This window comes from Dactylosporangium sp. NPDC048998 (genome assembly GCF_043197855.1).
Lineage (GTDB): Bacteria > Actinomycetota > Actinomycetes > Mycobacteriales > Micromonosporaceae > Dactylosporangium.
Genome location: NZ_JBICTV010000020.1, coordinates 63,554 through 86,618, shown reverse-complemented (window position 1 = coordinate 86,618; position 23,065 = coordinate 63,554). Strand labels below are relative to the sequence as shown.

Annotated in this window: 18 protein-coding genes; 9 read left to right on the top strand and 9 right to left on the bottom strand. The window is 71.4% G+C overall.

Annotated features, from left to right (window positions below; genetic code table 11):
* Positions 1-12 precede the first annotated feature (12 nt).
* Both ACGFI8_RS32900 and ACGFI8_RS32895 read left to right on the top strand, forming a co-directional pair.
* Positions 13-609, top strand: coding sequence for a TetR/AcrR family transcriptional regulator (locus ACGFI8_RS32900; protein ID WP_392810715.1), 597 nt, complete (start codon positions 13-15; stop codon positions 607-609).
* Between the two features lie 19 nt (positions 610-628).
* Complete coding sequence (locus tag ACGFI8_RS32895) at positions 629-979, top strand: DUF6086 family protein (RefSeq protein ID WP_392810714.1); 351 nt, start codon at positions 629-631, stop codon at positions 977-979.
* A 14-nt stretch (positions 980-993) separates the two neighbouring features.
* On the opposite strand, the gene manD is transcribed toward ACGFI8_RS32895, so the two are convergent.
* Both manD and ACGFI8_RS32885 read right to left on the bottom strand, forming a co-directional pair.
* Positions 994-2,202 (bottom strand): D-mannonate dehydratase ManD, encoded by a 1,209-nt coding sequence (gene manD / locus ACGFI8_RS32890; protein ID WP_392810713.1) that lies wholly within the window; start codon positions 2,200-2,202, stop codon positions 994-996.
* Positions 2,199-3,257 carry a LacI family DNA-binding transcriptional regulator gene (locus ACGFI8_RS32885; protein ID WP_392810712.1) on the bottom strand — a complete coding sequence of 353 codons (1,059 nt, stop codon included), beginning with the start codon at positions 3,255-3,257 and terminating at the stop codon, positions 2,199-2,201. Before ACGFI8_RS32885 ends, manD begins: the two co-directional genes overlap by 4 nt.
* 145 nt (positions 3,258-3,402) lie before the next feature.
* Here ACGFI8_RS32885 and uxaC point away from each other — a divergent pair, with 145 nt between their 5' ends.
* Positions 3,403-4,821 (top strand): glucuronate isomerase, encoded by a 1,419-nt coding sequence (uxaC, locus tag ACGFI8_RS32880; RefSeq protein ID WP_392810711.1) that lies wholly within the window; start codon positions 3,403-3,405, stop codon positions 4,819-4,821.
* 20 nt (positions 4,822-4,841) lie between these two features.
* Positions 4,842-6,914, top strand: a complete 2,073-nt coding sequence (locus tag ACGFI8_RS32875; protein WP_392810710.1) for an alpha-glucuronidase — start codon at positions 4,842-4,844, stop codon at positions 6,912-6,914.
* 20 nt (positions 6,915-6,934) lie between these two features.
* Here the strand turns inward: ACGFI8_RS32875 and ACGFI8_RS32870 are convergent, their stop codons facing one another.
* The 7 genes from ACGFI8_RS32870 to ACGFI8_RS32840 all read right to left on the bottom strand — a co-directional run bounded on the left by ACGFI8_RS32870 (position 6,935) and on the right by ACGFI8_RS32840 (position 15,999).
* Complete coding sequence (locus tag ACGFI8_RS32870) at positions 6,935-8,953, bottom strand: beta-galactosidase (protein ID WP_392810709.1); 2,019 nt, start codon at positions 8,951-8,953, stop codon at positions 6,935-6,937.
* A 34-nt stretch (positions 8,954-8,987) separates the two neighbouring features.
* Positions 8,988-9,677: a hypothetical protein gene (locus tag ACGFI8_RS32865; RefSeq protein ID WP_392810708.1), complete on the bottom strand. Its 690-nt coding sequence runs from the start codon at positions 9,675-9,677 to the stop codon at positions 8,988-8,990.
* Positions 9,674-11,230, bottom strand: coding sequence for a glycosyl hydrolase (locus ACGFI8_RS32860; RefSeq protein ID WP_392810707.1), 1,557 nt, complete (start codon positions 11,228-11,230; stop codon positions 9,674-9,676). Before ACGFI8_RS32860 ends, ACGFI8_RS32865 begins: the two co-directional genes overlap by 4 nt.
* An 85-nt stretch (positions 11,231-11,315) precedes the next feature.
* On the bottom strand, positions 11,316-12,971 hold the full coding sequence (locus ACGFI8_RS32855; protein WP_392810706.1) for an extracellular solute-binding protein: 1,656 nt from the start codon (positions 12,969-12,971) through the stop codon (positions 11,316-11,318).
* A gap of 51 nt (positions 12,972-13,022) precedes the next feature.
* Positions 13,023-13,943 carry a carbohydrate ABC transporter permease gene (locus ACGFI8_RS32850; RefSeq protein ID WP_392810704.1) on the bottom strand — a complete coding sequence of 307 codons (921 nt, stop codon included), beginning with the start codon at positions 13,941-13,943 and terminating at the stop codon, positions 13,023-13,025.
* Complete coding sequence (locus ACGFI8_RS32845; protein WP_392810703.1) at positions 13,940-14,917, bottom strand: ABC transporter permease; 978 nt, start codon at positions 14,915-14,917, stop codon at positions 13,940-13,942. Before ACGFI8_RS32845 ends, ACGFI8_RS32850 begins: the two co-directional genes overlap by 4 nt.
* The gene (locus ACGFI8_RS32840) at positions 14,914-15,999 is read right to left on the bottom strand and encodes a fibronectin type III-like domain-contianing protein (protein WP_392810702.1); all 1,086 of its coding nucleotides are present in this window, start codon (positions 15,997-15,999) and stop codon (positions 14,914-14,916) included. Before ACGFI8_RS32840 ends, ACGFI8_RS32845 begins: the two co-directional genes overlap by 4 nt.
* 281 nt (positions 16,000-16,280) lie before the next feature.
* On the opposite strand from ACGFI8_RS32840, the gene ACGFI8_RS32835 reads away from it, so the two are divergent.
* The 5 genes from ACGFI8_RS32835 (at position 16,281) to ACGFI8_RS32815 (ending at position 23,060) form a co-directional block, all read left to right on the top strand.
* The gene (locus ACGFI8_RS32835) at positions 16,281-17,306 is read left to right on the top strand and encodes a LacI family DNA-binding transcriptional regulator (RefSeq protein WP_392810701.1); all 1,026 of its coding nucleotides are present in this window, start codon (positions 16,281-16,283) and stop codon (positions 17,304-17,306) included.
* Positions 17,307-17,333: 27 nt separating this feature from the next.
* Positions 17,334-18,356, top strand: a complete 1,023-nt coding sequence (locus tag ACGFI8_RS32830) for an acetylxylan esterase (protein WP_392810700.1) — start codon at positions 17,334-17,336, stop codon at positions 18,354-18,356.
* Positions 18,357-18,429: 73 nt separating this feature from the next.
* Positions 18,430-19,626 carry an acyltransferase family protein gene (locus ACGFI8_RS32825; protein WP_392810699.1) on the top strand — a complete coding sequence of 399 codons (1,197 nt, stop codon included), beginning with the start codon at positions 18,430-18,432 and terminating at the stop codon, positions 19,624-19,626.
* A gap of 132 nt (positions 19,627-19,758) precedes the next feature.
* On the top strand, positions 19,759-21,351 hold the full coding sequence (locus ACGFI8_RS32820; RefSeq protein WP_392810698.1) for an ABC transporter transmembrane domain-containing protein: 1,593 nt from the start codon (positions 19,759-19,761) through the stop codon (positions 21,349-21,351).
* The gene (locus ACGFI8_RS32815) at positions 21,348-23,060 is read left to right on the top strand and encodes an ABC transporter ATP-binding protein (RefSeq protein ID WP_392810697.1); all 1,713 of its coding nucleotides are present in this window, start codon (positions 21,348-21,350) and stop codon (positions 23,058-23,060) included. The genes ACGFI8_RS32820 and ACGFI8_RS32815 overlap by 4 nt, the downstream gene beginning before the upstream one ends.
* Positions 23,061-23,065 lie beyond the last annotated feature (5 nt).

Below are 23,065 nucleotides of genomic sequence, written 5' to 3'. Positions count from 1 at the left end.
TATCATGATGGGGTGCCGAGGCTGTGGAACGCGACCATCGACGAGCACCGGCGCACCGTGCACGCCGCGATCCTGGACACCACCGCCGCGCTGGTCGCCGAGCACGGGCTGACCGGGGTGACGATGTCGCAAATCGCCGCGCGGGCCGGGATCGGCCGGGCGACGCTGTACAAGTACTTCCCGGACGTGGAGGCGATCGTCGTCGCCTGGCACGAACGGCAGGTCGGCGAGCACCTGGCCCAGCTCACCCACGCGGCCGCGGCCGCCGCCGAACCAGGCGAGCGGCTGCGGATCGTGCTGACCACCCTCGCCGAGCTGACCGGCGGCCGGCACCAGCCCGGCGCCGCGCCGGTCGGCCACGGCCCGGACCTGGCCGTGCCACTGCACCGCGCCGAACACCTGCACCGGGCCCGCCACCAGTTACACACGCTGCTCACCGACGTCATCCGCGCCGCGGCCGACGCGGGCACCGTCCGGACCGACGTTCCCGCCGCCGAGCTCGCCGCGTACTGCCTGCACGCCCTCGGCGCCGCCGCCGACCTACCCGCAACCCGCGCGGCCCGCACCCGGCTCGTCACGGTGGCCCTCGCCGCGCTGCAGCCCGGATGACGGGCACTCGGGAGTGGCCGTGAGTTTTGTCTTCGACATCGGCGATGAGACGGTGTGGAGCCCGGGCAACCTGGTCGCCGAGCTCTACCTCGGCACGGTGGACACGCTCACACGCCTCCTCGACCAGCCGTCCGGGCTGACCGATCTCGCCGGGACCTGGTTCACCATCGAGCCGGACACCTACCGGAACTTCGTCGCCGAGCTCCTGCGGGTGTACACGGACAGTGGGCACTGGGAATTCCGATGCCTCCTCAGGGGTCCGCTGATCGTGTCGATCGGCATCCTGCACCGGGCCGGAATCCCGCTGGCCGGGCAGACCGACGACGAGGTCGCGGCCCTCGCGGAACTCCGGACCGAGCTACCCCTCTGATGGGCCGAGGCGGCTCACCAGCTGTGCACCGTGCCGTCCTCGAGGCGGTTCAGCGGCAGCGACGCCGGGCGGTACGGGTACTGGGCGGCCAGCTCTTCGTCGATGTCGACCCCGAGGCCCGGCGTCTCGGCGGGGTGCAGGTAGCCGCCGGCGTAGTGGTACCCGTGCGGGAAGACCGCGTCGGTGGCCTCGGTGTGCCGCATGTACTCCTGCAGCCCGAAGTTCGGGATGGCCACGTCGAGGTGCAGCGCGGCGGCCATGCACACCGGCGAGAGGTCGGTGGCTCCGTGGGACCCGGACCGCACGTGGTGCAGCGCGGCGAGGTCGAAGATGCGGCGCAGGTGCGAGATCCCACCGGCGTGCACGACCGTCGTGCGGATGTAGTCGATGAGCTGTTCGCGGATGAGCCGCTCGCAGTCCCAGATCGTGTTGAACACCTCGCCGACCGCGATCGGGGTAGTGGTGTGCTGGCGGATCAGCCGGAAACCGTCCTGCAGCTCGGCCGGGACCGGGTCCTCCATCCAGGTCAGCGCGTACGGCTCCAGGCTCTTGCCGAGCCGGGCGGCCTCGATCGGGGTGAGCCGGTGGTGCACGTCGTGCAGCAGCCGCAGCGTCGGGCCGAACTCCGCACGCACCCGGGCGAACACCGACGGCACGTGCGCGAGGTAGCGCTCGGTCGACCACACGTTCTCGGTCGGCACCGCCGCGTCCGCCGGCTCGTAGAACATCTTGTCGTGGCTCACCCCGTAGGTGCTGGCCAGCCCGGGCACCCCGGTCTGCACCCGCACCGCCCGGTAGCCCATCTCGACGTAGCGGGCCACCTCGACCAGCACGTCGTCGACCGTCTCGCCGTTGGCGTGGCCGTAGACCGTCACGCCCTCCCGGGAGCGGCCGCCGAGCAGCTTGTAGACCGGTAGCCCGGCGACCTTGCCCAGGATGTCCCACAGCGCGGTGTCCACGGCGGCGATCGCGCTCATCGTCACCGGGCCCCGGCGCCAGTACGCGCCCTTGTAGAGGTACTGCCAGGTGTCCTCGATCCGGCTCGGGTCGCGCCCGATGAGCACCGGGGCGACGTGGTCGCGCAGGTACGACGCGACCGCCAGTTCACGCCCGTTGAGCGTGGCGTCACCCAGCCCGTACACGCCCTCGTCCGTGACGATCTTCACCGTGACGAAGTTGCGGTCCGGGCACGTGACGATGACGCGGACGTCGACGATGTTCATTGCGGTTCCTCTCCGGGCCCGATGACGGCGGGACCCGTGTCGTCGGGGTGTGCGTGAGGCGCGCGCCGCACGGTCGCGGCCTGACCGGTCGATGCACGCACCATCAGCTGGGCGGACAACTCGCGCCGGGCGGTCGCGGCGCGGTCGGGCTCTTCCAACAACCGCAGCAGCAACTCCACCCCGGCCCGGCCGGTCTCCTCCGTAGGCTGGGCGAGGGTGGTCAGCGCCGGGCTCGCCATCTCGGCGAAGACGATGTCGTCGAAGCCGACGACGCTGATGTCGCGAGGAACGGCGACGCCCCGCGCGTTGAACCGGTTGAGCAGGCCCAGGCCCACCAGGTCGTTGTAGGCGATGACGGCGGTGACGCCCGACGCCAGCACCAGGTCGGCGGCGGCCACGCCGCCGGTGAACCGGGGCGCGACCGTCGCGACCTCCACCAGCTCGACGCCCGCCGCGGCGGTGGTCACGCGCAACGCGCGCAGCCGCTCGCGGTTGGACCACGACATGCGCGGCCCGGCGACGTACCCGACGCGGTGGTGCCCCAGCGCCGCGAGGTGCGCCACGGCCTGCCGGACGGCGTCGCCGTTGTCGACGGTCACCGACGGGACGCGTCCGATGCGCCGGTTGAGCAGCACGATCGGCGTCTCGCCGCAGGCGTCGAGCAGTTCGGCCTCGCTCGTGCGGGGTGAGCACAGCACGATCCCGTCGACCTGCTTGCCGAGCTTGCGAACCAGGCCGACCTCGGCCGCGGCCCGCTCGTCGGTGTCAGCGAGGAAGACCGAGTAGTCGGCCTCCCGCGCACGGCCCTGCACGCCCTTGACCACGCCGGGGAAGAACGGGTTGGTGAGGTCGGGCACGATCAGGCCGATGTTGCCGGTACGGCCGGTGATGAGCCCGCGCGCGGCCCGGTTGGGGTGATAACCGAGCTCGTCCGCGACCCGCTGGACGCGCTCCCGCGTCCGCGGCAGCACCAGATCGGGCATGGACAGTGCACGGCTGACCGTCGACGCCGAGACGCCGGCCGCGCGGGCAACGTCCTTGATCGTGGCGGGCATCAGGCCTCCGTGGCGTTCGTCGGCTGCGCCGAGCAGTCTGAAATCCTTTGCACAACGTGTCAAGGGTGCCGCTCTGCCCGGCTCTTGACGCAAGCGATATTTGCCATCATCGTGATGCAAAGGTTTGCAGCAGGGAGGATATCGGGTGAAACGGCTGCGGCTGCATGACGACCGGGCGCTGCCGCTCGACCCGGCGGCCCGCGACATCGCGCGAGAGATCTACGCCGCCACCCGGTCGCTGCCGCTGGTCTGCATGCACGGCCACGTCGACGCGGCCGTGCTCGCCGACGACGAGCCGTTCCCCGACCCGGCGGCCATGTTCATCACCGGCGATCACTACGTGACCCGGCTGATCCACGCGGCCGGGGTCCCGCTGGAGTGGCTCGGCGTCGGCGACGGCCCGGACGTGGAGCGCGACCCGCGCCGGATCTGGCGCACCTTCTGCGAGCACTGGCACCTCTTCCGCGGCACACCGTCGCGGTTCTGGCTCACGCACGAGCTGGTCGAGGTGTTCGGGGTGGACCGGGCGCCGTCACCCGGCACCGCCGACCTGCTCTACGACGAGCTGTGCGAGCGACTGGCCGAGTCCCGGTTCCGCCCGCAGGCGCTGTTCGAACGGTTCGGCATCGAGGTGCTCGCCACGACCGACGCCGCGCTGGCCGATCTGGCCGCGCACCGCCGTCTCGCCGAGGACGGATGGGGCGCTCGGGTGATCCCGACGTTCCGCCCGGACTCCCTCGTTCAGCTCGGTCATCCGGGCTGGGCCGGCGAGGTCGCCGAGCTCGGGCGGCGCACCGGCGTCGACACCGCCACCTACGACGGCTACCTCGCGGCGCTTCGGCAGCGGCGGCAGGACTTCGTCGCCGCGGGCGCGCTGGCCACCGACCACGGCCACGAGTCGGCCGGCAGCGAGCCGCTGCCGGCCCAGGAGGCCCGGCGCATCTACGCCGCGGCGCTGCGCGGGCAGATCGGCGCCGCGGAGCAGGCGGCGTTCGCCGGGCACATGCTCTTCGAGTTCGCCCGGATGTCCTGCGCGGACGGTTTGGTGCTGCAGCTGCACCCGGGCGTGCTGCGCAACCACCACGCCGGGATGCTGCGCCGCTTCGGCCCGGACCGCGGGTTCGACATCCCGGTCGCAACCGAGTTCACCCGGGCGCTGCGCCCGCTGCTGGAGGCGTTCGGCCACGAGCCGCGCTTCCGCATGGTCGTGTTCACCGTCGATGAGACCTCGTACAGCCGCGAGCTCGCCCCGCTCGCCGGGGTCTACCCGGCGCTGCACCTCGGGGCGCCGTGGTGGTTCCTCGACAGCCCCGGCGGACTGCGCCGGTTCCGCGAGGCGGTCACCGACGCGGCCGGCTTCTACCGTACGGCCGGCTTCGTCGACGACACCCGCGCCTTCGCCTCGATCCCGGCCCGGCACGACCTGGCCCGCCGCATCGACGCCGGCTACCTCGCCGAGCTCGTCGCCGGGCACCTGCTCGACCTGGACGAGGCGACCGAAACCGCGATCGACCTGGCGTACGGCATCCCCCGGCGCCTCTACCAACGCGCGGACCAGGCGTGACGGGCGGGGATCGAGGCATCATGGTCCACGCCGCCTGGCTGCCACCCGAAGCGTTCCGGTCCGTCGGCTCCCGGCACACCGTGGTCCACGGCGACGGCCCGCTCGTCGACACCGTCCTGGCCGAGCTGCGCGCGGCCACCGGGCGCCACGGCGGCACCGTGCGCCACGGGGGCGAAGCCGGCGCGGCGCCGCTCGACCTGGTCCTCGCCCTGTCCGCGACACCCCTGCCCCCGTCGCCCCAGTCCCAGGTTGCCGCCAGGGTGCGTGCCGAGGCCGGCAGCACCGGCGCCGAGGGCTTCGTGCTGGCCCGCCGCGACGGCATCACGGTACTGCTCGCCGACACGCCCGCCGGGCTGCTCTACGGCCTGTTCCAGCTGGCCCGCCTGGGCGAGCCGGCGTTCACCGGGCACCGCCCCGCCGAGCACCACCGGCCCGCGCTGCACCGCCGCATCGTCAACGACTGGGACAACGTCGACGTACACCCGGTGATGGGTCAGGTCGAGCGCGGCTATGCCGGCGGCTCCATCGTCTGGCGCGACGGCGTGCAGCGCACGGACCTGAGCCGGGTCGCCGGCTACGCCCGGCTGCTCGCCTCCTGTGGGATCAACGGCCTCGCCGTCAACAACGTCAACGTCCACGCCGGCGAGGCGCACCTGCTCACCGACCGGCTCGGCGAGGTCGAGGCGGTCGCCGGCCTGCTCCGGCCGTACGGCATCCGGATCCACCTGTCGGTCAACTTCGCCTCGCCGGTGCGGCTCGGCGGGCTGCCCACCGCCGACCCGCTCGACGAGCGGGTGCGCGACTGGTGGGCGCACACCACCCGCCGGGTTTACCAGACCATCCCCGACTTCGGGGGTTACCTGGTGAAGGCCGACTCGGAGGGGCAGCCCGGCCCGTTCGCCTACGGGCGGACCCACGCCGACGGCGCGAACATGCTCGCCGACGCGCTCGCCCCGTTCGGCGGCGTGGTGCACTGGCGCGCCTTCGTCTACAACCACCACCAGGACTGGCGGGACCGCGGCACCGACCGGGCGCGGGCGGCGTACGACCACTTCGTCCCGCTCGACGGCGAGTTCCGCGACAACGCCGTGCTCCAGGTCAAGCACGGCCCGCTGGACTTCCAGACCCGCGAGCCGGTGTCCCCGGTGATCGCCGCCATGCCGCGGACCCGGGTGGCGGTCGAGCTGCAGGCCACCCAGGAGTACACCGGCCAGCAGCGGCACGTCTGCTACCTGGCCCCGATGTGGCGTACGGTGCTGGGCTTCCAGCCCTGGGGCGAGGGCGGACCCACCGTGGCGCGGGTGGCGGCGGGAGACGCCGGTCCCGCGGGGCCGGCCGGGACCGGGGGCGGCGGGCTGGTCTGCGTCTCCAACGTCGGCGACGACCCCTACTGGACGGGGCACCCGCTGGCCCAGGCCAATCTCTACGCCTTCGGCCGGCTCACCTGGGATCCGACGCTCGACCCGGCGGCCATCCTCGACGAGTGGATCGAGCTGACCTTCCAGCCGGACGACACCGCCGACCCGCAGACCCTGCGGCGCACCCTGCACGAGCTGATGGACAGCTCCTGGCAGACCTACGAGCAGTACACCGCGCCGCTAGGGGTGGGCTTCATGGTCCGCCCGGGCCATCACTACGGCCCCGACGTGGACGGCTACGAGTACAGCCCGTGGGGCACCTACCACTTCGCCGACCGGGACGGCATCGGCGTGGACCGGACCCGGGCCACCGGCACCGGCTACACCGGCCAATACCCGGCCCCCTGGTCGGACATCTACGAGTCGCTCGGCACCTGCCCCGACGAGCTGCTGCTCTTCTTCCACCACGTGCCGTACCAGCATGTGCTGCACAGCGGGCGCACCGTCATCCAGCACATCTACGACACGCATTTCGCTGGTGCGCGGCGCACCGAGCAGATGCGCGAGCTGTGGCGCGACCTGCCGGCCGGGCTGGTCGACCCGGCGCTGTACGCCCGGGTCGGCGAGCGCCTGGACGAGCAGGTGCGCAGCGCGCACGAATGGCGCGACCAGATCAACACGTACTTCTTGCGCAAGTCCGGCATCCCCGACGCGCACGGCCGGCGCATCTTCTGAGCGCCGGCCCGCCGCGACCGTTACGCCACCGTGCGGATCACCGCGACGCCGGCCGGCTCGAGCGTCACCGAGCCGGCCACGGCGGCGCCGGTGAGCAGGTCCACCCCGGGCACCGGCAGCGGAACGGTGGCGCTCGCGGTGTCCGAGTGGTTGAGCAGGAACAGGTATTCGGCGCCGTCGCGGACCCGCCGGGTCGCCTCCACGTGCTCCGGCGCGCCGGCCACCACCGGGGCGACCCCGGCGGCGCGGACCGCGTCCAGCAGCGTGTCCCGCAGCGCGGCCTCGGCCAGCCGGGTGCCGATGTACACCACACGGCCCTCCCCCACCGTGTTCTCCACGATCGCGGCCCGGCCGTCCAGCTCGCCACCGTCGTAGCCGGCGAGCACCCGGGCGGTCTCCGGGTGCAGGCTGTCCTGCCACCAGTCCGCGGTGCTGACCGTCCCGTCGGCGAACCGGACGGCGAACGTCTCTCCCTCACGGGCCGGCCAGTATTCGTCGATGTACGCGCCGATGAGCCGGCGCAGCGCCCCCGGGTAGGCCGGCTGGCGCACCTGGTTCGCGAGGTCCACCACACCGGAGAAGAACGAGCAGAGCAGCGTCCCGCCTCCGGCGACGAACTCCGCCAGCGCCGCGGCGAACTCGTCGCTGATCAGGTAGGCGTTGGGCACCACCACGACGCGGTAGCGGCTCAGGTCGGAGTCGAAGGAGATCAGGTCCACCGCGTGCTGGGCCTGCAGCAGCGGACGGTAGTGCTCGGTGGTCAACCGCGGGTAGTCGAAGTCGTTGCGCGGCAGACCGTACGTGGTCTCCAGGCCCCACCAGGCGTTCCAGTCGAAGAGCACGGCGACCTGCGCGGTGGAGGTGGAGCCGGCCGCCTCGGCGATGCGGGGCAGTTCGTTGCCGAGCGCCTCCACCTCGTTCCAGCCGCGTGACCGCGTGCCCGAGTGGGGCAGCATCGCGGAGTGGAACCGCTCGTGCCCGCCCCGCCCGGCCCGCCACTGGAAGTACAGCACGCTGTCCGCGCCGTGCGCGATCGCCTGGTAGGAGCCGAGCCGCATCCGGCCGGGGCGCTTGACGTTGTTGACCTTCCACTGGGAGACGCCGCTGACCGCCTGCTCCATGAGGATCCAGGGTTCGCCGCGCAGCGAGCGCATCAGGTCGAAGTTGAGCGCCGCCGCGACGTGCGAGTCGGCCTGCCCCGGGTCGGGGTAGATGTCCAGCGCCACGGCGTCCTCGGCGGCGGCCCAGTCCCAGTAGTTGGCGCGGCGGTAGAAGCGCATGAAGTTGGTGAGCACCGGGATGTCGTCGCGGTACTCCCGGACGATGTCCCGTTCCGCGACGAAGCACTCGAGCAGGGCGTCGGAGACGAACCGCTGATAGTCCAGCCGGCGGGTGGGGTTGGACCAGGAGCGCGGCAGCTCCGGCGGGTTCACCTGTTCCCAGGAGGTGTAGCGCTGCCCCCAGAACCGGGTGTACCAGGCGTCGTTGAGCCCCTCCAGGTCGCCGTAGCGGCGCCGCAGCCACTGCCGGAACGCGGCGGCGCTGCTGGGCGTGTACGCCACCGGCCCGTACTCGTTGCTGATGTGCCACATGGCCAGCGCCGGGTGCTGCGAATACCGCTGCGCCAGCAGGCGGGTGATCCGGGCGGCGGCGCTGCGGTAGTGCGCCGAGGTGGGGTCGAACTGAAGCCGGTTGCCGAACCCGAAGGTGGTGCCGTCCTCCACCACGGGCAGCACCTCCGGGTGCCGGTGGCTGAGCCACACCGGCGGCGCGGCGGTGGGGGTGGCGAGGTCGACGCTGATGCCGGCGTCGTGCAGCAGGTCCATCACCTCGTCCAGCCACTCGGGGGTGAACTGTCCGGGCTCCGGCTCCAGCGACGCCCAGGCGAACACGCCGAGGGTGACCAGGTTGACCCCGGCCCGCCGCATCAGCAGGACGTCCTCCTTCCACACGGCGGGGTCCCACTGTTCGGGGTTGTAGTCGCCGCCGAAGGCGAAGCCGTCGATGCGGGCGCGGAACGCGGCCATGCGAGGGTTCATGGTTGTCCTTGTGCTCCTGTCGTACGGGTGCCGCCTACGCGGTGAACTGCTCCCGGACCAGGGTGGTCATCGGCTGGCTGGTCCGCAGCAACGCCAGCGCGAGCAGCGAACCCGCGAGCGCGAGCACCGCCTCGGAGCTGAGCACCGTGACGGTGGCCGCCACCGCCAGCAGGCCCGCGTTGCCCAGGGCCACCGAAGGTGTCCGGACGAGGAAATAGCAGGCGAGCCGCGCCACGTCGACGGCCCGGAACGTGAACAGCGAGGTGATCACCAGCGCGTTGACCGCGCACAGGGTGGCCACCACGGCGACCACCACGAGCAGCACCGCCCACCAGCGCGGGATCCCGGCGACGCTCAGGTGGGTCAGGTTCACCCCGACGACGGTCACAAAGGCCAGCCAGGGCGCCCAGATCTTCAGCACGCCGACCGCGTTGGCGCGGTACCCCCGCCAGAACGCCGGCGCCGGCGCCAGCTCGGTGAGGTCCTGGCGGCGGTGGTGCAGCGCGTAGAGCGCGGCCGACAGCGCCGGGCCGAAGGGCAGCGCGCAGGCGGCGGCGAGCGGCACATTGCTGGCGTCGCGGTCCAGGACGATCAGCACCGCGAGGCCCGGCAGCATGGTGGCCACCAGCAGCAGCTCCACGACGAGCAGGGTGTAGACGAACGAGGCCACGCGGGAGAGCGGCCCTTCGCCGAACTGCCGTCCCGTCCCGGTCGTCGCGCTCACCGCTGGTCCTCCCCGACGCTTCCGTCCCCGGACGGATGGCCGAGCAACCGTGCCTCGTCCCACCAGGGCGGGGTCTCGTCGGCCACGGCGGTGATCTCGACCAGGGTCACCTCATGCCGGGACAGCGTCAGGTCCAGTTCGACCCGGCCGTCCACGATCGGCAGGCTCCGGTGGCCGCGTGCCGGCTCGGCCAGCTCACGCAGCGTGTCCAGCTGCGCCGGGCGCGGCGAGCGCGGCCGTCCCAGCTCTGCCCACGCCGTCCAGGCGTTGCCGGCCTCCTCGTTGACGGTGGACCGGACCACCGCGGCCGAGGCGCTCCGCGCGGTGCCGACCGGGATCGAGAGCTGGACGCGATGCGCGCCGCCGGAGGCGGCGCTCGGGTACGGCTGGGTGACGTCGACCGGCGCCCAGGCCAGCACGGTCGCCCGCCCGCCGGCGTCCCGGGTCACCAGGTGGTCGTCGCCGCGGGCCAGGATCTCCTCGCCCATCCGGGCGAGGAAGGCGTAGAGGTGGTAGGTCGGCTTCTTCACCTGGCGGTGGGTGAGCAGTCCGAAGCCGCCGTGGAACAGCGACGTCGGCACCCCGGCCTCCTCGAACATGTCGCTGAAGGTCCAGTAGGAGAAGGAGTCCACCAGGTCGCCGCCGCGGGCCAGTACCGGGGCCAGGTAGGCGGCGTGGAAGGCGGTGTCGTGGATCGGGTTGTCCGGCCGGTACGAGGAGTTGAACTCGGTGATGTGCACCGGCAGGCCGGCCAGCGCCGTGCCGGCCAGCTGCCGGCGTGGCTGGGCGAACTGCTCCAGCAGGTGCTCGGCCGGCTGCAGGGTCTGGTACACCCCGAACGGTACGTGCTGCGCGGGACCGGACGTGTAGGCGTGCCGGCTGACGAAGTCGATGGGCACCGACCGGTCGGTGACGAACTCGGCGAAGCGCACCAGCCACTCGTCCGCGCCGGGCGAGATCGCCGGCCCGCCCACCCGCAACGCGGCGTCCACATCTTTGACCGCGTGCGCGGTGACCTCGTAGAGCCGGTGGTACGCCTCGGGATCGGCGTCACGCCAGAACTCCTTGAGGTTGGGCTCGTTCCACACCTCGATCGGCCAGGTGCGCACCTCGTCCAGCCCGTACCTGTCGACCAGGTGCCCGACGGTGGCCCGGACCAGCTCCGCCCACTGCGTCCAGGACCGCGGCGGGGTGACGTTGCCCTGCCACCAGAACACCGTCTGCTCGCCGGAGGCCAGCGCGGAGGGCATGAAACCCAGCTCCACGAAGGGCCGGATGCCCAGTTCGAGGTAGGCGTCGACGACCTGGTCGACGTAGCTGAACCCGTATCGCACGTGCCGCGCGCCGCGGTGCTCGTAGGGCTGGTAGACGCCGACGCCGTCGCTGAGCAGCCCGTGGCCGCGGATGTGGCGGAACCCGATGTCCCGCTGGATGAGCGCCAGTGAGTCCTGGTAGTCGCGCCGCAGCGCCAGCTCGAACCGGCCCGTACCGACGCAGTACCGCCAAGCCTCGGCCAGCCGGCCGGTAGGCCGGTCGGGAACGACGATCGCCACTGCTCCTCCGCCTGTCCTTCGGTCTGGTCCCACGGTGCGGTACGGGTCCGGCCGTGCCTCGTGACACGACCGGACCGCGCGACGCTCAGCCGTTCTTCTTGGCCCGCTCGTACGCCTTGTTGACCAGGTCGATGTACTGCTGCGCGTTCTTGGCCTTGAGCTCGCCGACGTAGGTGTCCCACTCGCTCAGCGGCCGCTGGCCGAGGATGAACTTCACCGTCTGCTGGGTCACGTAGTCCTTGATGGCGGTCGCCCAGAGGGAGGCCTGCTCCCGCTCGTCGGCGTTGAGCGGGGCCGGCGGCGGCACCGGCCGCGCCTTGCGCCCGTTCATGACCTCCTGGAACTTCTGCTCCTCGGCCGGGAACTGCGAGTTGAGCAGCTTGGTGCTGCCGCCGTAGACGAACACGCCGTTGAAGAAGCCGTACTCCACCTGGAGGCTCTTGGTGCCCGACGGGTTGAGGCCGCCCCAGTTGACGTCCGAAGCCAGCTTGAAGCTGCCGTCGTCGACCTTCCCGGTGTAGGTGGTGCCCTCGACGCCCCACTTGGCGAACACCTTGCCGGCGTCGGAGTAGTACAGCCAGTCGATGAACTGCATCATGGCCACGAAGTTCTTGCTGTCCCGGGCCTTCTTGGAGATCATGACGCCGTTCTCCAGCCGGACCACGCCCGGCTTGGTGGCGCCCATCGGGCCCATCGGGACCGGGATCTTGGTCACCGTCGCACCGGGGAGCTTCGCGATGTCCTTGCGGCACTCGTTCACCAGGGTCTGCGCGTTGCAGCTCATCACCAGCGACTTGCCGTTGGCGAACTTCTGCCGCGCCTGGTCGTCCTGCTGAGTGAAGCTCTCCGGGTCGAGCAGCTTCTCACTGACGAGCGTGTTGAGGAACTGCACCATCTGCTTGTACCGGTCCATGGTGCCGGTGAGGACGAACTTGCCGGCGCTTTCGTCCCAGGTGTGGTTCTGGTAGGCCCAGCCGGCCTGGGTGCCGTAGGCGGCGCTCACGATGCCGAGCAGGTTGCCGGCGGGGGCGTCGGGCGGGTTGTGGCTCCACCGGTCCGACATCGGGTAGTCGGCCGGGTTGAGCTGCTTCATCGCCCGCAGCATGTTGGCCACGTCGTCCCAGGTGGAGGGCGTCTGCAGGCCCAGCTGCTGGAGCACGTCGGTGCGCACGGCCAGCGAATAGTCCAGCCAGACGTCCTCGTGCAGGCCGGGCAGCAGGTAGTACTTGCCGTCGGACGCCTTGTAGGTGTCCAGGTCGGCCTTCATGTTCCACCTGGTGATCTGGTCCTTGTAGTTGGGCATCAGGTCGATGTAGTCGCTCACCGGGAGGATGGCGCCGCCGGCGATGTACGCCTCCTCGTCCGGGTGGTACGTCTTCGGGATGATGAACGGGGCGTCGCCGCCGCTGACCATGACGCTGCGCTTCTGGTTGTAGTCGCTGGCCGGGATCACGGTGGGCTGCAGCGTGACGTTGGTCCGCTTGGTCAGCTCCGACCAGAACAGCCAGTCGCTCTTGTACGGGTAGCTCGTGCTGCTCAGCAGCATGATCGGGAAGCTCAGGGCCTCGGTGGCCTTGAACTGGTCGCCGATGGCGTACTTGTCCATCGCGCCGACACGGTTGGCGGAGAGGTTGTCGCTCTTGCCGGAGTCGTCGCCGCCGCTGTCACATGCGGCGAGCGCCATCGCGGCGACCGAGCCGAACGCGCCGGCGAGCACCTGCCGCCGAGAGAGTTGAGCCATGGACTGCCTCTTTTCGTGGGGGTGTTTCTCGTGGGGTGTGGCGGTGCGCGGCTAGCCCTTGACCGCGCCGAGCATCACGCCGCGGACGAAGTACCGCTGGATGAAGGGATAGATGAACATGATCGGCAGGACAGTGAGCACGATGGTCACCGCCTTGATGTTCGCGGCGATCTGCAGCGCGGTTTCGCTGGCCTCGCCCTCGTTGGAGCCGCCGGTCGCACCGGCCATGAGGTTGCGCAGATACACGGTCACCGGGAAGAGATCCAGCCGGTCCATGTAGAGGAAGGCGGAGAACCACGAGTTCCAGAAGGAGACCGCGTAGAACAGCAGCATCGTGGCGATGACCGCCTTGGACAGCGGCAACACGATGCGCAGCAGGGTCTGGTAGGTGTTCAGGCCGTCGACCGCGGCGGCCTCCTCCAGCTCCACCGGCATGCTCTCGAAGAACGCCTTCATCACGAGCAGGTTGAAGACGTTGATCGCGTTGGGCAGCACGATGGCCCACAGCGTGTTGCGCAGTCCCAGACCGCTGATCAGCACGTAGTTGGGGATCAGGCCGCCGTTGAAGAACATGGTGAACACGGCGATCCCGACGAGGAGCCCCCGGCCGCGCAGGTGCTTCTTCGACAGCACGTAGGCGTAGCAGGTGGTCAGCACGATCGAGATGAGCGTGGCGACCACGGTGTAGATCACGGTGTTGCGGTAGTTGGTCCAGAACATCGCGTCCGACATCACCCGCTTGTAGGTGGTGAGGTTGAACCCGCGCGGCCAGAAGGAGACCTGTCCGGTCCGGATGTGGTGCTCGTCGCTGAACGAGATGGACACGATGTTGAAGAAGGGGAACAGGGTCAGCACCACGACACCGGTCAGGATGACCGCGTTGACCGCCTGGAACACCCGATACCCGCGACTGGGGCGCTGTCCCTTGCGCCGGCGTGGGGCCAGCACCGGCTTGGCCGCTACTTCGGTCACCACAGGCTCGTCCCTACCGCTCGACGCGAGATGAAGTTCGCCGACAGCACCAGCGCCAGGCCGATGACCGACTCGAACAGCCCGATCGCCGCGGCGTAGCTGAAGCTGCCGCCGACGACGCCGACCCGGTACAGGTAGGTGGGGATGACGTCGGCGGTCGGATAGGTCAGCGGGTTGTAGAGCAGCAGCACCTTCTCGAACCCGACCGCCAGGAAGGTGCCGATGTTGAGGATCAGCAGGGTGACCATGGTCGGCCGGATCCCGGGCAGCGTGACGTGCCAGGTCTGCTGCCACCGGTTCGCCCCGTCGATCCGGGCCGCCTCGTACAGGTCCTGGTCGATGGTGGTCAGCGCGGCGAAGTAGAGGATGGTGCCCCAGCCGACCGTCTGCCACATCTCGGAGGAGATGTAGATCGTGCGGAACCAGCCGGGCTCCTGGATGAACGCGATCCGCTCGTGCCCGACCGCCTTGAGCGCCTGGTTCACCACGCCGTCCATCGAGACCGTCTCGTAGACGAGCGCGGCCACCACGACGATCGACAGGAAGTGCGGCAGGTACGAGATGGTCTGCACGAACCGCTTGAGGAAGCGGCTGCGCAGCTCGTTGAGCAGCAGCGCCAGCACGATCGGCAACGGGAAGCAGAACAGCAGGGTCAGCAGGCCGAGGATGATCGTGTTGGCGAAGACGTGCCAGAACGAGGGGTCGTCGAGGAACATCTCGAAGTAGTGCAGGCCGCGCCACTGGGAGCCGAAGATGCTGCCGCCGGGCTGGTACTTGCGGAACGCGATGACGTTGCCGATCATCGGCAGGTACCGGAAGATCACGAAGAACAGCAGCGGCAGCACAGCCAGCGAATACAGCTGCCAGTCCCGGCGCAGTGACTGCCGCCAGGTGCGTCGCCGTCCACGTACGGGCCCGGGCTCCGGCGCGCCGCGCGCGCCCGGTGGGGCGCCGAGGGTGGTGGGTGTGCTCACCGGTGAGCCTCCAGGGGGGCGGGCGGGGACGTCGGCTCGACAGCGGCGAGCGACACCAGCCGTCGCTGGTGGCCCACCTCGCGGACGTCTCCGACGAGGCGCAGCGGCACGGTCGCCTCGAACCGCGCGCTGGAGCGGCCGAAGCGCAACTCCACGGCGCCGGGCTCGACGATGCGGCGCCCGTGCACCCCGGTGAACGACGTGACGTCGGCCGGGACCGCGAACGTCACGCGTGCCTGCTCGCCGGCGGCCAGCGGGACACGGGCGTAGCCGACCAGGCGGACCACCGGCCGCGTCGTCTGCGCCACCGGGTCGTGCAGGTAGAGCTGGACCACCTCGGTGCCGGCGCGGGTGCCGAGGTTGCGGACCTGGACGGCGACGCTGACCTCGGCGTCGACCGGCCAGTCGACCGGGCCGTCCGATGCCGCCGGCTGCCCGTCCGGGCCGGGCACGGTGGCGTCGGTCCAGTCGAATTCGGTGTAGCCGAGGCCGTGCCCGAAGGGGTACGCCGCGGTGGGGTCGACGGCGGAGACCTCCGAGCGCCGGCCCAGCGGCGGGGCCAGGTAGGTGCTGGGTATCCCGCCGGCGGCGCGCATGCCGGCACCGATCCGGCCGGCCATCTGCTCGACCAGTTCCGGGTCGAAGGCGGCGCCCCAGCTCAACGGAGTGGGGTAGACGGTCGCGCCCCAGGCGGCGAAGCCGGTCAGGCACTCCTCGTGCACCTGGGCCGGGATCCCGAACCGGTTGTTCGCCGCGATCTCGGCCTGGGCGGCGGCGAGGGCCTTCGCACCGGTCGCCGGCTCGACCGGGGCGGTGCCGAAGGGCCGGGTGAGCTGGCCCAGACCGTGTCGGATGACCTCCGGCCAGTGGACGCCGCCACCCATGTCGGCCTGGTGGGGGGCGACCGCCACGCCGGTGGCGTCGGCGCCGACCCAGACCCCGACCAGCTGGGCGATCTTCTCCTCCAGCGCCATCAGCGCAATGAGCGCCTCGGCCCGCTCGACGCAGGAGCGCGCCGGATCGCGCCACGGCGGGATTTCGCCCGGCGCTGGTTCCCTCTCCACCGACACCTGGCTGCTCATGCCGTCCTTCCGCTGACCTGATGGGCTCGCCGGCGGTGGCTGCGGGCCGACCGCCCAGGGCTCCGATCATCGAAACTTTCGGAAATTTGGTGTTACGTGGCCGAAAATCTAGGTTCATCCATGTGTGGGTGTCAAGGGGGACGCCGGGACTGCGCTCAGCCCTTCGTGCCAGCACGGACACCGGAACGGCCGCGACGCGAGCGCCGAAGAAAGGATCACCGCCATCGGCCGCCGGTGCTACAGTCCGTCGAAAGTTAAGGGACAACGCCTACGGGATTTCGATGACCACCGACAGACCCGGCTCCACCACCATCGCGACCATCGCTAACGAGGTCGGAGTCTCGGTGGCCACCGTCAGCAAGGTCCTCAACGGACGCGCCGACGTCGCGCCAGAGACCCGCGCACGGGTCGAGGCCAGCCTCGAAAGGCACAGCTACCGCCGCCGGGTGCCCCGGCAGGCGACCGCCAGCGCCGGCCAGATCGACCTGGTCTTCCACGAGTTCGACTCGGAGTGGGCCATGGAGATCATCCAGGGCGTCGAGGCGGTCTGCGCCGTCTCCGGCCATGCCGTGGTGCTCTCGCAGCTCGGCGGCCGGCATCATCCCCAGCAGCAGTGGCTCGACGCGCTCCTGCACCGCCGACCCCTCGGTGTCCTCTTCGTCGTCTCCAGCCCGACCCAGGCACAGCAGCAGCAGCTGCTGCGCCAGCGGATCCCGTTCGTGGTCATCGACACCGACAGCGCCACATCGGCATCGGTGCCCACCGTCGGCTCCAGCAACTTCAACGGCGGCCTGCAGGCCACCCGCCACCTGCTGGAGCTGGGACACCGGCGGCTCGCGATGATTTCCGGCCAAGAGGACGTGCTGTGCAGCCGGGAGCGGGTCGCCGGATTCCGGTTCGCCCACGAGGAGGCCGGCATCGCGGTCGATGGGGAGCTGGTGCGCTACGGCAACTTCTCGGTCGAAAGCGGGTACCGGCACGGCATGGACCTGCTCAGCCGGCCGGTCCGCCCCACCGCCATCTTCGCCGGCGCCGACATGCAGGCGGTCGGCGTGCTGCGCGCGGCCCGCCGTCTCGGCCTGCGCATCCCCGACGACCTCTCCCTGATCGGCTACGACAACCTGCCCATGGCGGCCTGGACCGACCCGGCATTGACCACCATCAACCAGCCGCTGCGCGACATGGCCGGCACCGCCGCCCGCATCCTGCTCGACCTGGCCCGCGGCGTACCCATCACCACCAGCCGCATCGACCTTGTCACCGAACTGATCGTGCGGGAGAGCACCGCACCGCCGGTCAGCTCCTGACCGGCTATCGACCGGGTTTGAGGATCCATGGCACTGTTCGACCTGCCGCTCGACGAACTCCGCCGGTACGCCCCGGCGGTCAGCGAGCCCGCCGACTTCGACGAGTTCTGGGCGGCCACGCTGCACCGCGAAGCCACCGCGCCGGTGCTGCTCGACGTCCGGCCCGAGCCGACCGGCCTGCGGCTGGTCGACACCTGGGACGTCACCTTCGCCGGCTTCGACGGCGAGCCGGTGCGCGCCTGGTACACCCGCCCGGCCGGGGTGGACTCGCCGCTGCCCGCCGTGGTCGAGTACGTCGGCTACGGCCGCGGCCGCGGCCTGCCGCACGAGCGCCTCACCTGGCCGGTGGCCGGCTACGCCCACCTGCTCATGGACTCCCGGGGCCAGGGCAGCCAGTACGGCAGCGGCGGCGACACCCCGGACCCGCACGGCGGCACCCGCGGCGGCCCGTGGCCGATCACCTGGGGCATCACGAGCCCGCACGACTACTACTACCGGCGGCTCATCACCGACGCGGTCGCCGCGGTCGACGCGGTGCGCGGGCTTGCCGGGGTCGACCCGGCGCGGGTGGTCGCCGCCGGCAACAGCCAGGGCGGCGCGCTCGCGCTCGCCGTCGCCGGACTCGTTCCCGGCCTCGCCGCGCTCATCGCCACCGCGCCGCTGCTGTGCCACGTCCAGCGCGCCATCGACATCACCGATGCGCCGCCGTACGGCGAGATCGTCAACTACCTGGCCGTCAACCGGGAGCAAGAGGCGGCAGTGCGCCGCACACTGTCCTATGTGGACGGCGTGAGCTTCGCCCGCCGGGCCACCGCGCCCGCACACTTCGGTGTCGGCCTGCGTGACACCGTCTGCCCGCCGAGCACCATCTTCGCCGCGTACAACCAGTACGGGCAGGCGCGCGGCGGGGCGGCGCCGGAGCAGAACACGATCCACGTGTACCCGTTCAACCACCACGAGGGCGGCGACGCGTACCAGGTCCGGCGGCAGCTGCACTGGCTCGCCGCGATCCTGCGCAGCGCCCGGCCGGAGCCCGCGGGCACCCGCTGAGCCGCCCTCGCCGCTGTGTAACGTCCTCGACGTCGTGGGTAGGAGACTCTTTCAGAAAGGTACGAGCCGGGCGATGACCACTTCTGCAGAGCACACCGGGGGTGGCACGCCGACCGTCACCGAGCCAGGCGCGGCCGCTGGGCACTCCGCCGGAAACTCCGCCCGCGCGCCGCGCGAGACCTGGGCCGACGCGGCGAAGGGGGCCTGCATCTTGATGGTCGTGCTCTGGCACATCGTCAAGAAGCACTACATCGAGATCACCTGGGACGTCTCGCTACCGATCCCGGACGTGTGGCGGACGCTCGTCGAGTTGCTGGTCCCCCTGCGGATGCCGCTGTTCTTCACGATCTCCGGCCTCTTCGCGGTGAACGCGGTCAACCGGCCGTGGTCGGTCGTACGGCGGTCGAACGTGGCCCGCTTCTACTATCTGTTCCTCCTGTGGGTGCTCATCCACACCGCGGTGCTCTCGCTCACCCCCGGCTTCAACACCACCCGCGCCCGCAGCCCGCTCGAGCTGCTCGAAGAAATCACCATCAGCCCGCCGAACCTCTGGTACCTCTACGCACTCGCGCTCTACTTCACGATCGCCAAGCTGGTCCGCCGGGTGCCCCCCGCGGTGGTGCTCGGCGGCGCGTTCGCGCTCTCTGCCGCCGCGGCCGCGGGCCTCGTCGCGGCCCCGGGCAACCGCAGCGCGATGTACCAAAACCTGTTCTTCTTCCTCGCCGGGCTGTACTTCCGACCGTTCGTCGAACGGCTCGCGAGGGGCTCCAACTCGCGGCGCCTCGCCCTGACCGGAGCCGCCTTCGCCGTCGCCCTGCTCGCCGTGCGGGTCACCGCGTCACAGAAATTGCCGCTCGTCTGGCCGCTGGTCAGCATCGTCGCGGTGGTGTTCGGGGTGACCGCCGCCGGGCAGGTCGCGCGCTGGCCGGCGCTGGGAAACGGACTGGCCGCGCTCGGCCGGCGCACCCTGTCGATCTATGTCATCCACATGCCGATCCTCGCGGTGCTGGACTGGTTGCTCGCCGATCCACTGTCGACTGTGGACGTACGGTGGCAGTTGCTGTTTGCGATCGTCGAGCCGGCCGTCCTGACGACCCTGGTGGTCGTCGCCTGCCTGGTGCTCGAGACCGGGCTGCGCCGGGTCCGGGCGACCTGGCTTTTCGAGCTCCCCGGCCGCGGTGCTCAGCGGGCAGCCCCCCGCCACGCGGCCCCGCGAAAGCCCCCGCGCACGACGCGGCCACTCCCGCCGCGCCCGGCCGACGCCGAATAAGCAGTTCGGGCCGGCACGCTCATCGGACATGATGAGTGCATGCGAACACGGGGGCCAGGACGATACCTGGGGTGGCTGGCGTGGCGGCAGAAACGACGGATCGTCCTCGGTGGGCTGTGGAGTTCGCTCTGGATGCTCAGCCTGGCTGTCACGCCGTACCTGATCTCCCAGGCCATCGACCGCGGCCTGCGCCCGCGGCAGGTCGGGCCTCTGGTCGCCTGGGCCGGCGCCATCTTTGTGGTGGGCGTGGCCAACGCGGTGCTCGGCATCCTCCGGCACCGGACCATGACCAAGATCCGGCTGGACGGCGCATTGCGCACGGCTGACGCGGTCATGACCCATGCGGTCGAGTTGGGTGCCGCGCTCCCCCGCCGGATCACCGCGGGTGAGGTGGTCACCATCGGTATCGGGGACGTGTGGCTGGTCGCGCGGGCACTGACCGTGACCGGGCCGGGAGTAGGTGCGATCGTCGCGTACGCGGTGGTCATCACCCTGCTGGTGCAGGTGTCCGGGATGATCGCGCTCGTGGTGGCGGGCGGCGTGGCTGTCCTCGGGGTGGTGCTCGGGCCACTGCTGCACCGGCTGAACACCGCCGGCGGCGAGTACCGGGAACGGCAGGGCCGGCTGGCCGCCCGGCTGGTCGATGTGCTCGGCGGTCTGCGCATCCTCAACGGTCTCGGCGGCAAAGAGATCCACCTGCGCCGCTACGCCGCTGAGTCGGACGCCGTCCGGGCCGAGGGCTACCGGATGGGCGGGGCGCTGAGCTGGATCACCGCGCTGGGCGACGGCCTGCCGGTGGTTTTCCTGGGCGGGGTGACCTGGCTGGCCGCGCGGCTGACGGTCCGCGGCGATCTCACCGTCGGTGAACTGGTCGCGGTGTATGGCTACGCGGCGATCCTGGTCGTGCCCACCTGGATGCTGATCTTCAGCGCTGGAGACGTCAGCCGCGGGGTGATCGCCGCCCGGCGGATCATCGCGTTTCTGCGGTTGCCGGTCGAGGAACCGGGCGACGGCGTGGCCCCGGGCGGCCCGGCGGTCCTGCGCGACCCGATGTCCGGCGTGGTCGCCGAGCCGGGCCGGCTGACCGTGCTGGCCTCGGCCCGCCCCGAGGACGCGGCCGCGATCATCGACCGGCTCGGCCGGTACTGCGAAACCGCCGCCACCTGGGGCCCCTACCGGATCGCCGAGGTGGCCAAACCGCCGGTGCGCGAACGGATTCTGGTCGCGGACCACGAGGCCGACCTGTTCGCCGGGACGCTGCGTGACGTGGTCGCGGGCGGCACGAGGGCCGGCGACGACGCGATCCGGCGCGCGATCACGGCCGCGGTGGCGACCGACGTCGCCGGGCTTGACCACCGCATCGAACGCGACGGCCGCAACCTCTCCGGCGGCCAGCGGCAACGGGTCCGGCTCGCCCGGGCGCTGCTCGCCGACCCGGAGATGCTGCTCGCGGCCGAGCCGACCTCGGCGGTGGACGCGCACACCGAGGCGGCCATCGCCGAGCGGCTGACCGCCGCCCGGGCCGGGCGCGGCACACTACTGGCCACCACGTCGCCTGTGCTGCTGGACCGGGCCGACATCGTGCTCTACCTGGTCGACGGCCGGGTGGCCGCGTCCGGGACGCACCGTGCGCTGCTGGAACGCGAGCCCGGGTACCGCGACCTGGTCAGCCGTACGTTCGGCGCGGACGACGAGGCCCTCACCGCGGCCGATGAGGCGCGATGAGTATCGACATCCTGCCGATCGCGGACACCCGTCGGATAGTCCGGGCAGCGGGCCGGCTGATCGCTGCCGACAAGGGGGCCGTCGCCGCCACCCTCCTGCTCAACGTGCTGGCCGCGGCGGCCGCTCTGGGCGCGCCGTACCTGCTGGGCCGGATCGTCGACGCGGTCACCGGATCGCGGGGCGCCGACGCCCGGATCGACCCGCTGGCCGCGGCCGTGCTGCTGTGCGCGCTGGCCCAGACGTTGCTCACGCGGTGGGCGTTGCTGCTCGGGTACCGGCTTGGCGAGCGCACCGCGGCCCGCATCCGGACCGGCTTCCTGTCCCGCGCGCTGAGCTTGCCCGCCTCGATGATCGAACGGGTGCCGCCGGGCGACTTGGCCGCCCGCGGCACGACCGATGTGGACGCGGTCGCCGGCACGCTGCGCGACGTGCTGCCGGGCGTCTTCGTGGCCGGCACGCAGGCGCTGTTTCTGGTCGGTGCGGTGCTCGTGCTCGACCCGCTGCTGGGCGTGGCCGGGCTGCTCGGGCTGTCCGGCATCGTGGTCGTCGGCCGCTGGTACCTGCGCCGGGCCCGCAGCGCGTACCTGGAGGAGGGCGCGGCCAACTCGGACCTGGCCGAGGAACTGGCCGCGACCACCACCGGGGCGCGCACCATCGAGGCCTTCCGCCTGCACCGGTCCCGGCTGGCCGTCGGCCGGGCCGCGATCGCGCGGACCAAGCGCAGCCGGCTGGCCACCCTGCGGCTGCGCTCGGTGTACTTTCCGGTGGCCGAGGGCTCGTACAACATCCCGGTCGTGCTCGTGCTGCTGGTCGGCGGCCTGCTGTACCTCGACGGCCGGATCACGCTGGGCACGGTCGCCGCGGCCACCCTGTACCTGCGGCAGCTGATCGGGCCGATGGACGGCATCCTGATCTGGCTGGAGCAGTTACAGAGCAGCAGCGCGTCGTTCGCCCGGGTCGAGGGGCTGGCCGCCGTGCCGCCCGCCCCGGCGACGGCCGCGGCCGTCCCGGCAGGCGACCGTATCGAGGTGACAGGGGTCCGGTACGCGTACCCCGGCGGCCCGGACGTGCTGCACGACGTGGATCTCACCGTCCAGCCCGGCGAACGGCTGGCGATCGTCGGCCTCTCCGGAGCCGGCAAGTCCACCCTGGGCCGGTTGCTGGCCGGAGTACACCGTCCACACACCGGCACGGTGACCGTGGGCGGCGTCGCGGTGGCCGACCTGCCCCCGGACCTGCTGCGCCGCCAGGTGGTACTGGTGACACAGGAGCACCACGTCTTCCGCGAGACGCTGCGGGACAACCTCATGGTGGCGGCGCCGGACGACCGAATGCGCGAGGCACTGTGCACGGTCGGCGCGGACTGGGCCCGCGATCTGGACACCGACCTGGGCGAGCACCCGCCGACCGGCGCCCAGGCGCAGCAACTGGCGCTGGCCCGGGTGCTGCTGGCCGACCCGCACACCGTGATCCTGGACGAGGCGACCGCGCTGCTGGACCCCCGGGCGGCCCGCGCGGCGGAACGGGCGCTGGCCGCCGTGCTGCACAACCGCACAGTGATCGCCATCGCCCACCGCCTGCAGACGGCCCACGATGCGGACCGGATCGCGGTGATGCACGCGGGCCGGATCATCGAATTGGGTACCCACGACGACCTGATCGCCCGGCGCGGCCCGTACGCCGCCCTCTGGAGCCAGTGGCACGGCTGATGTCC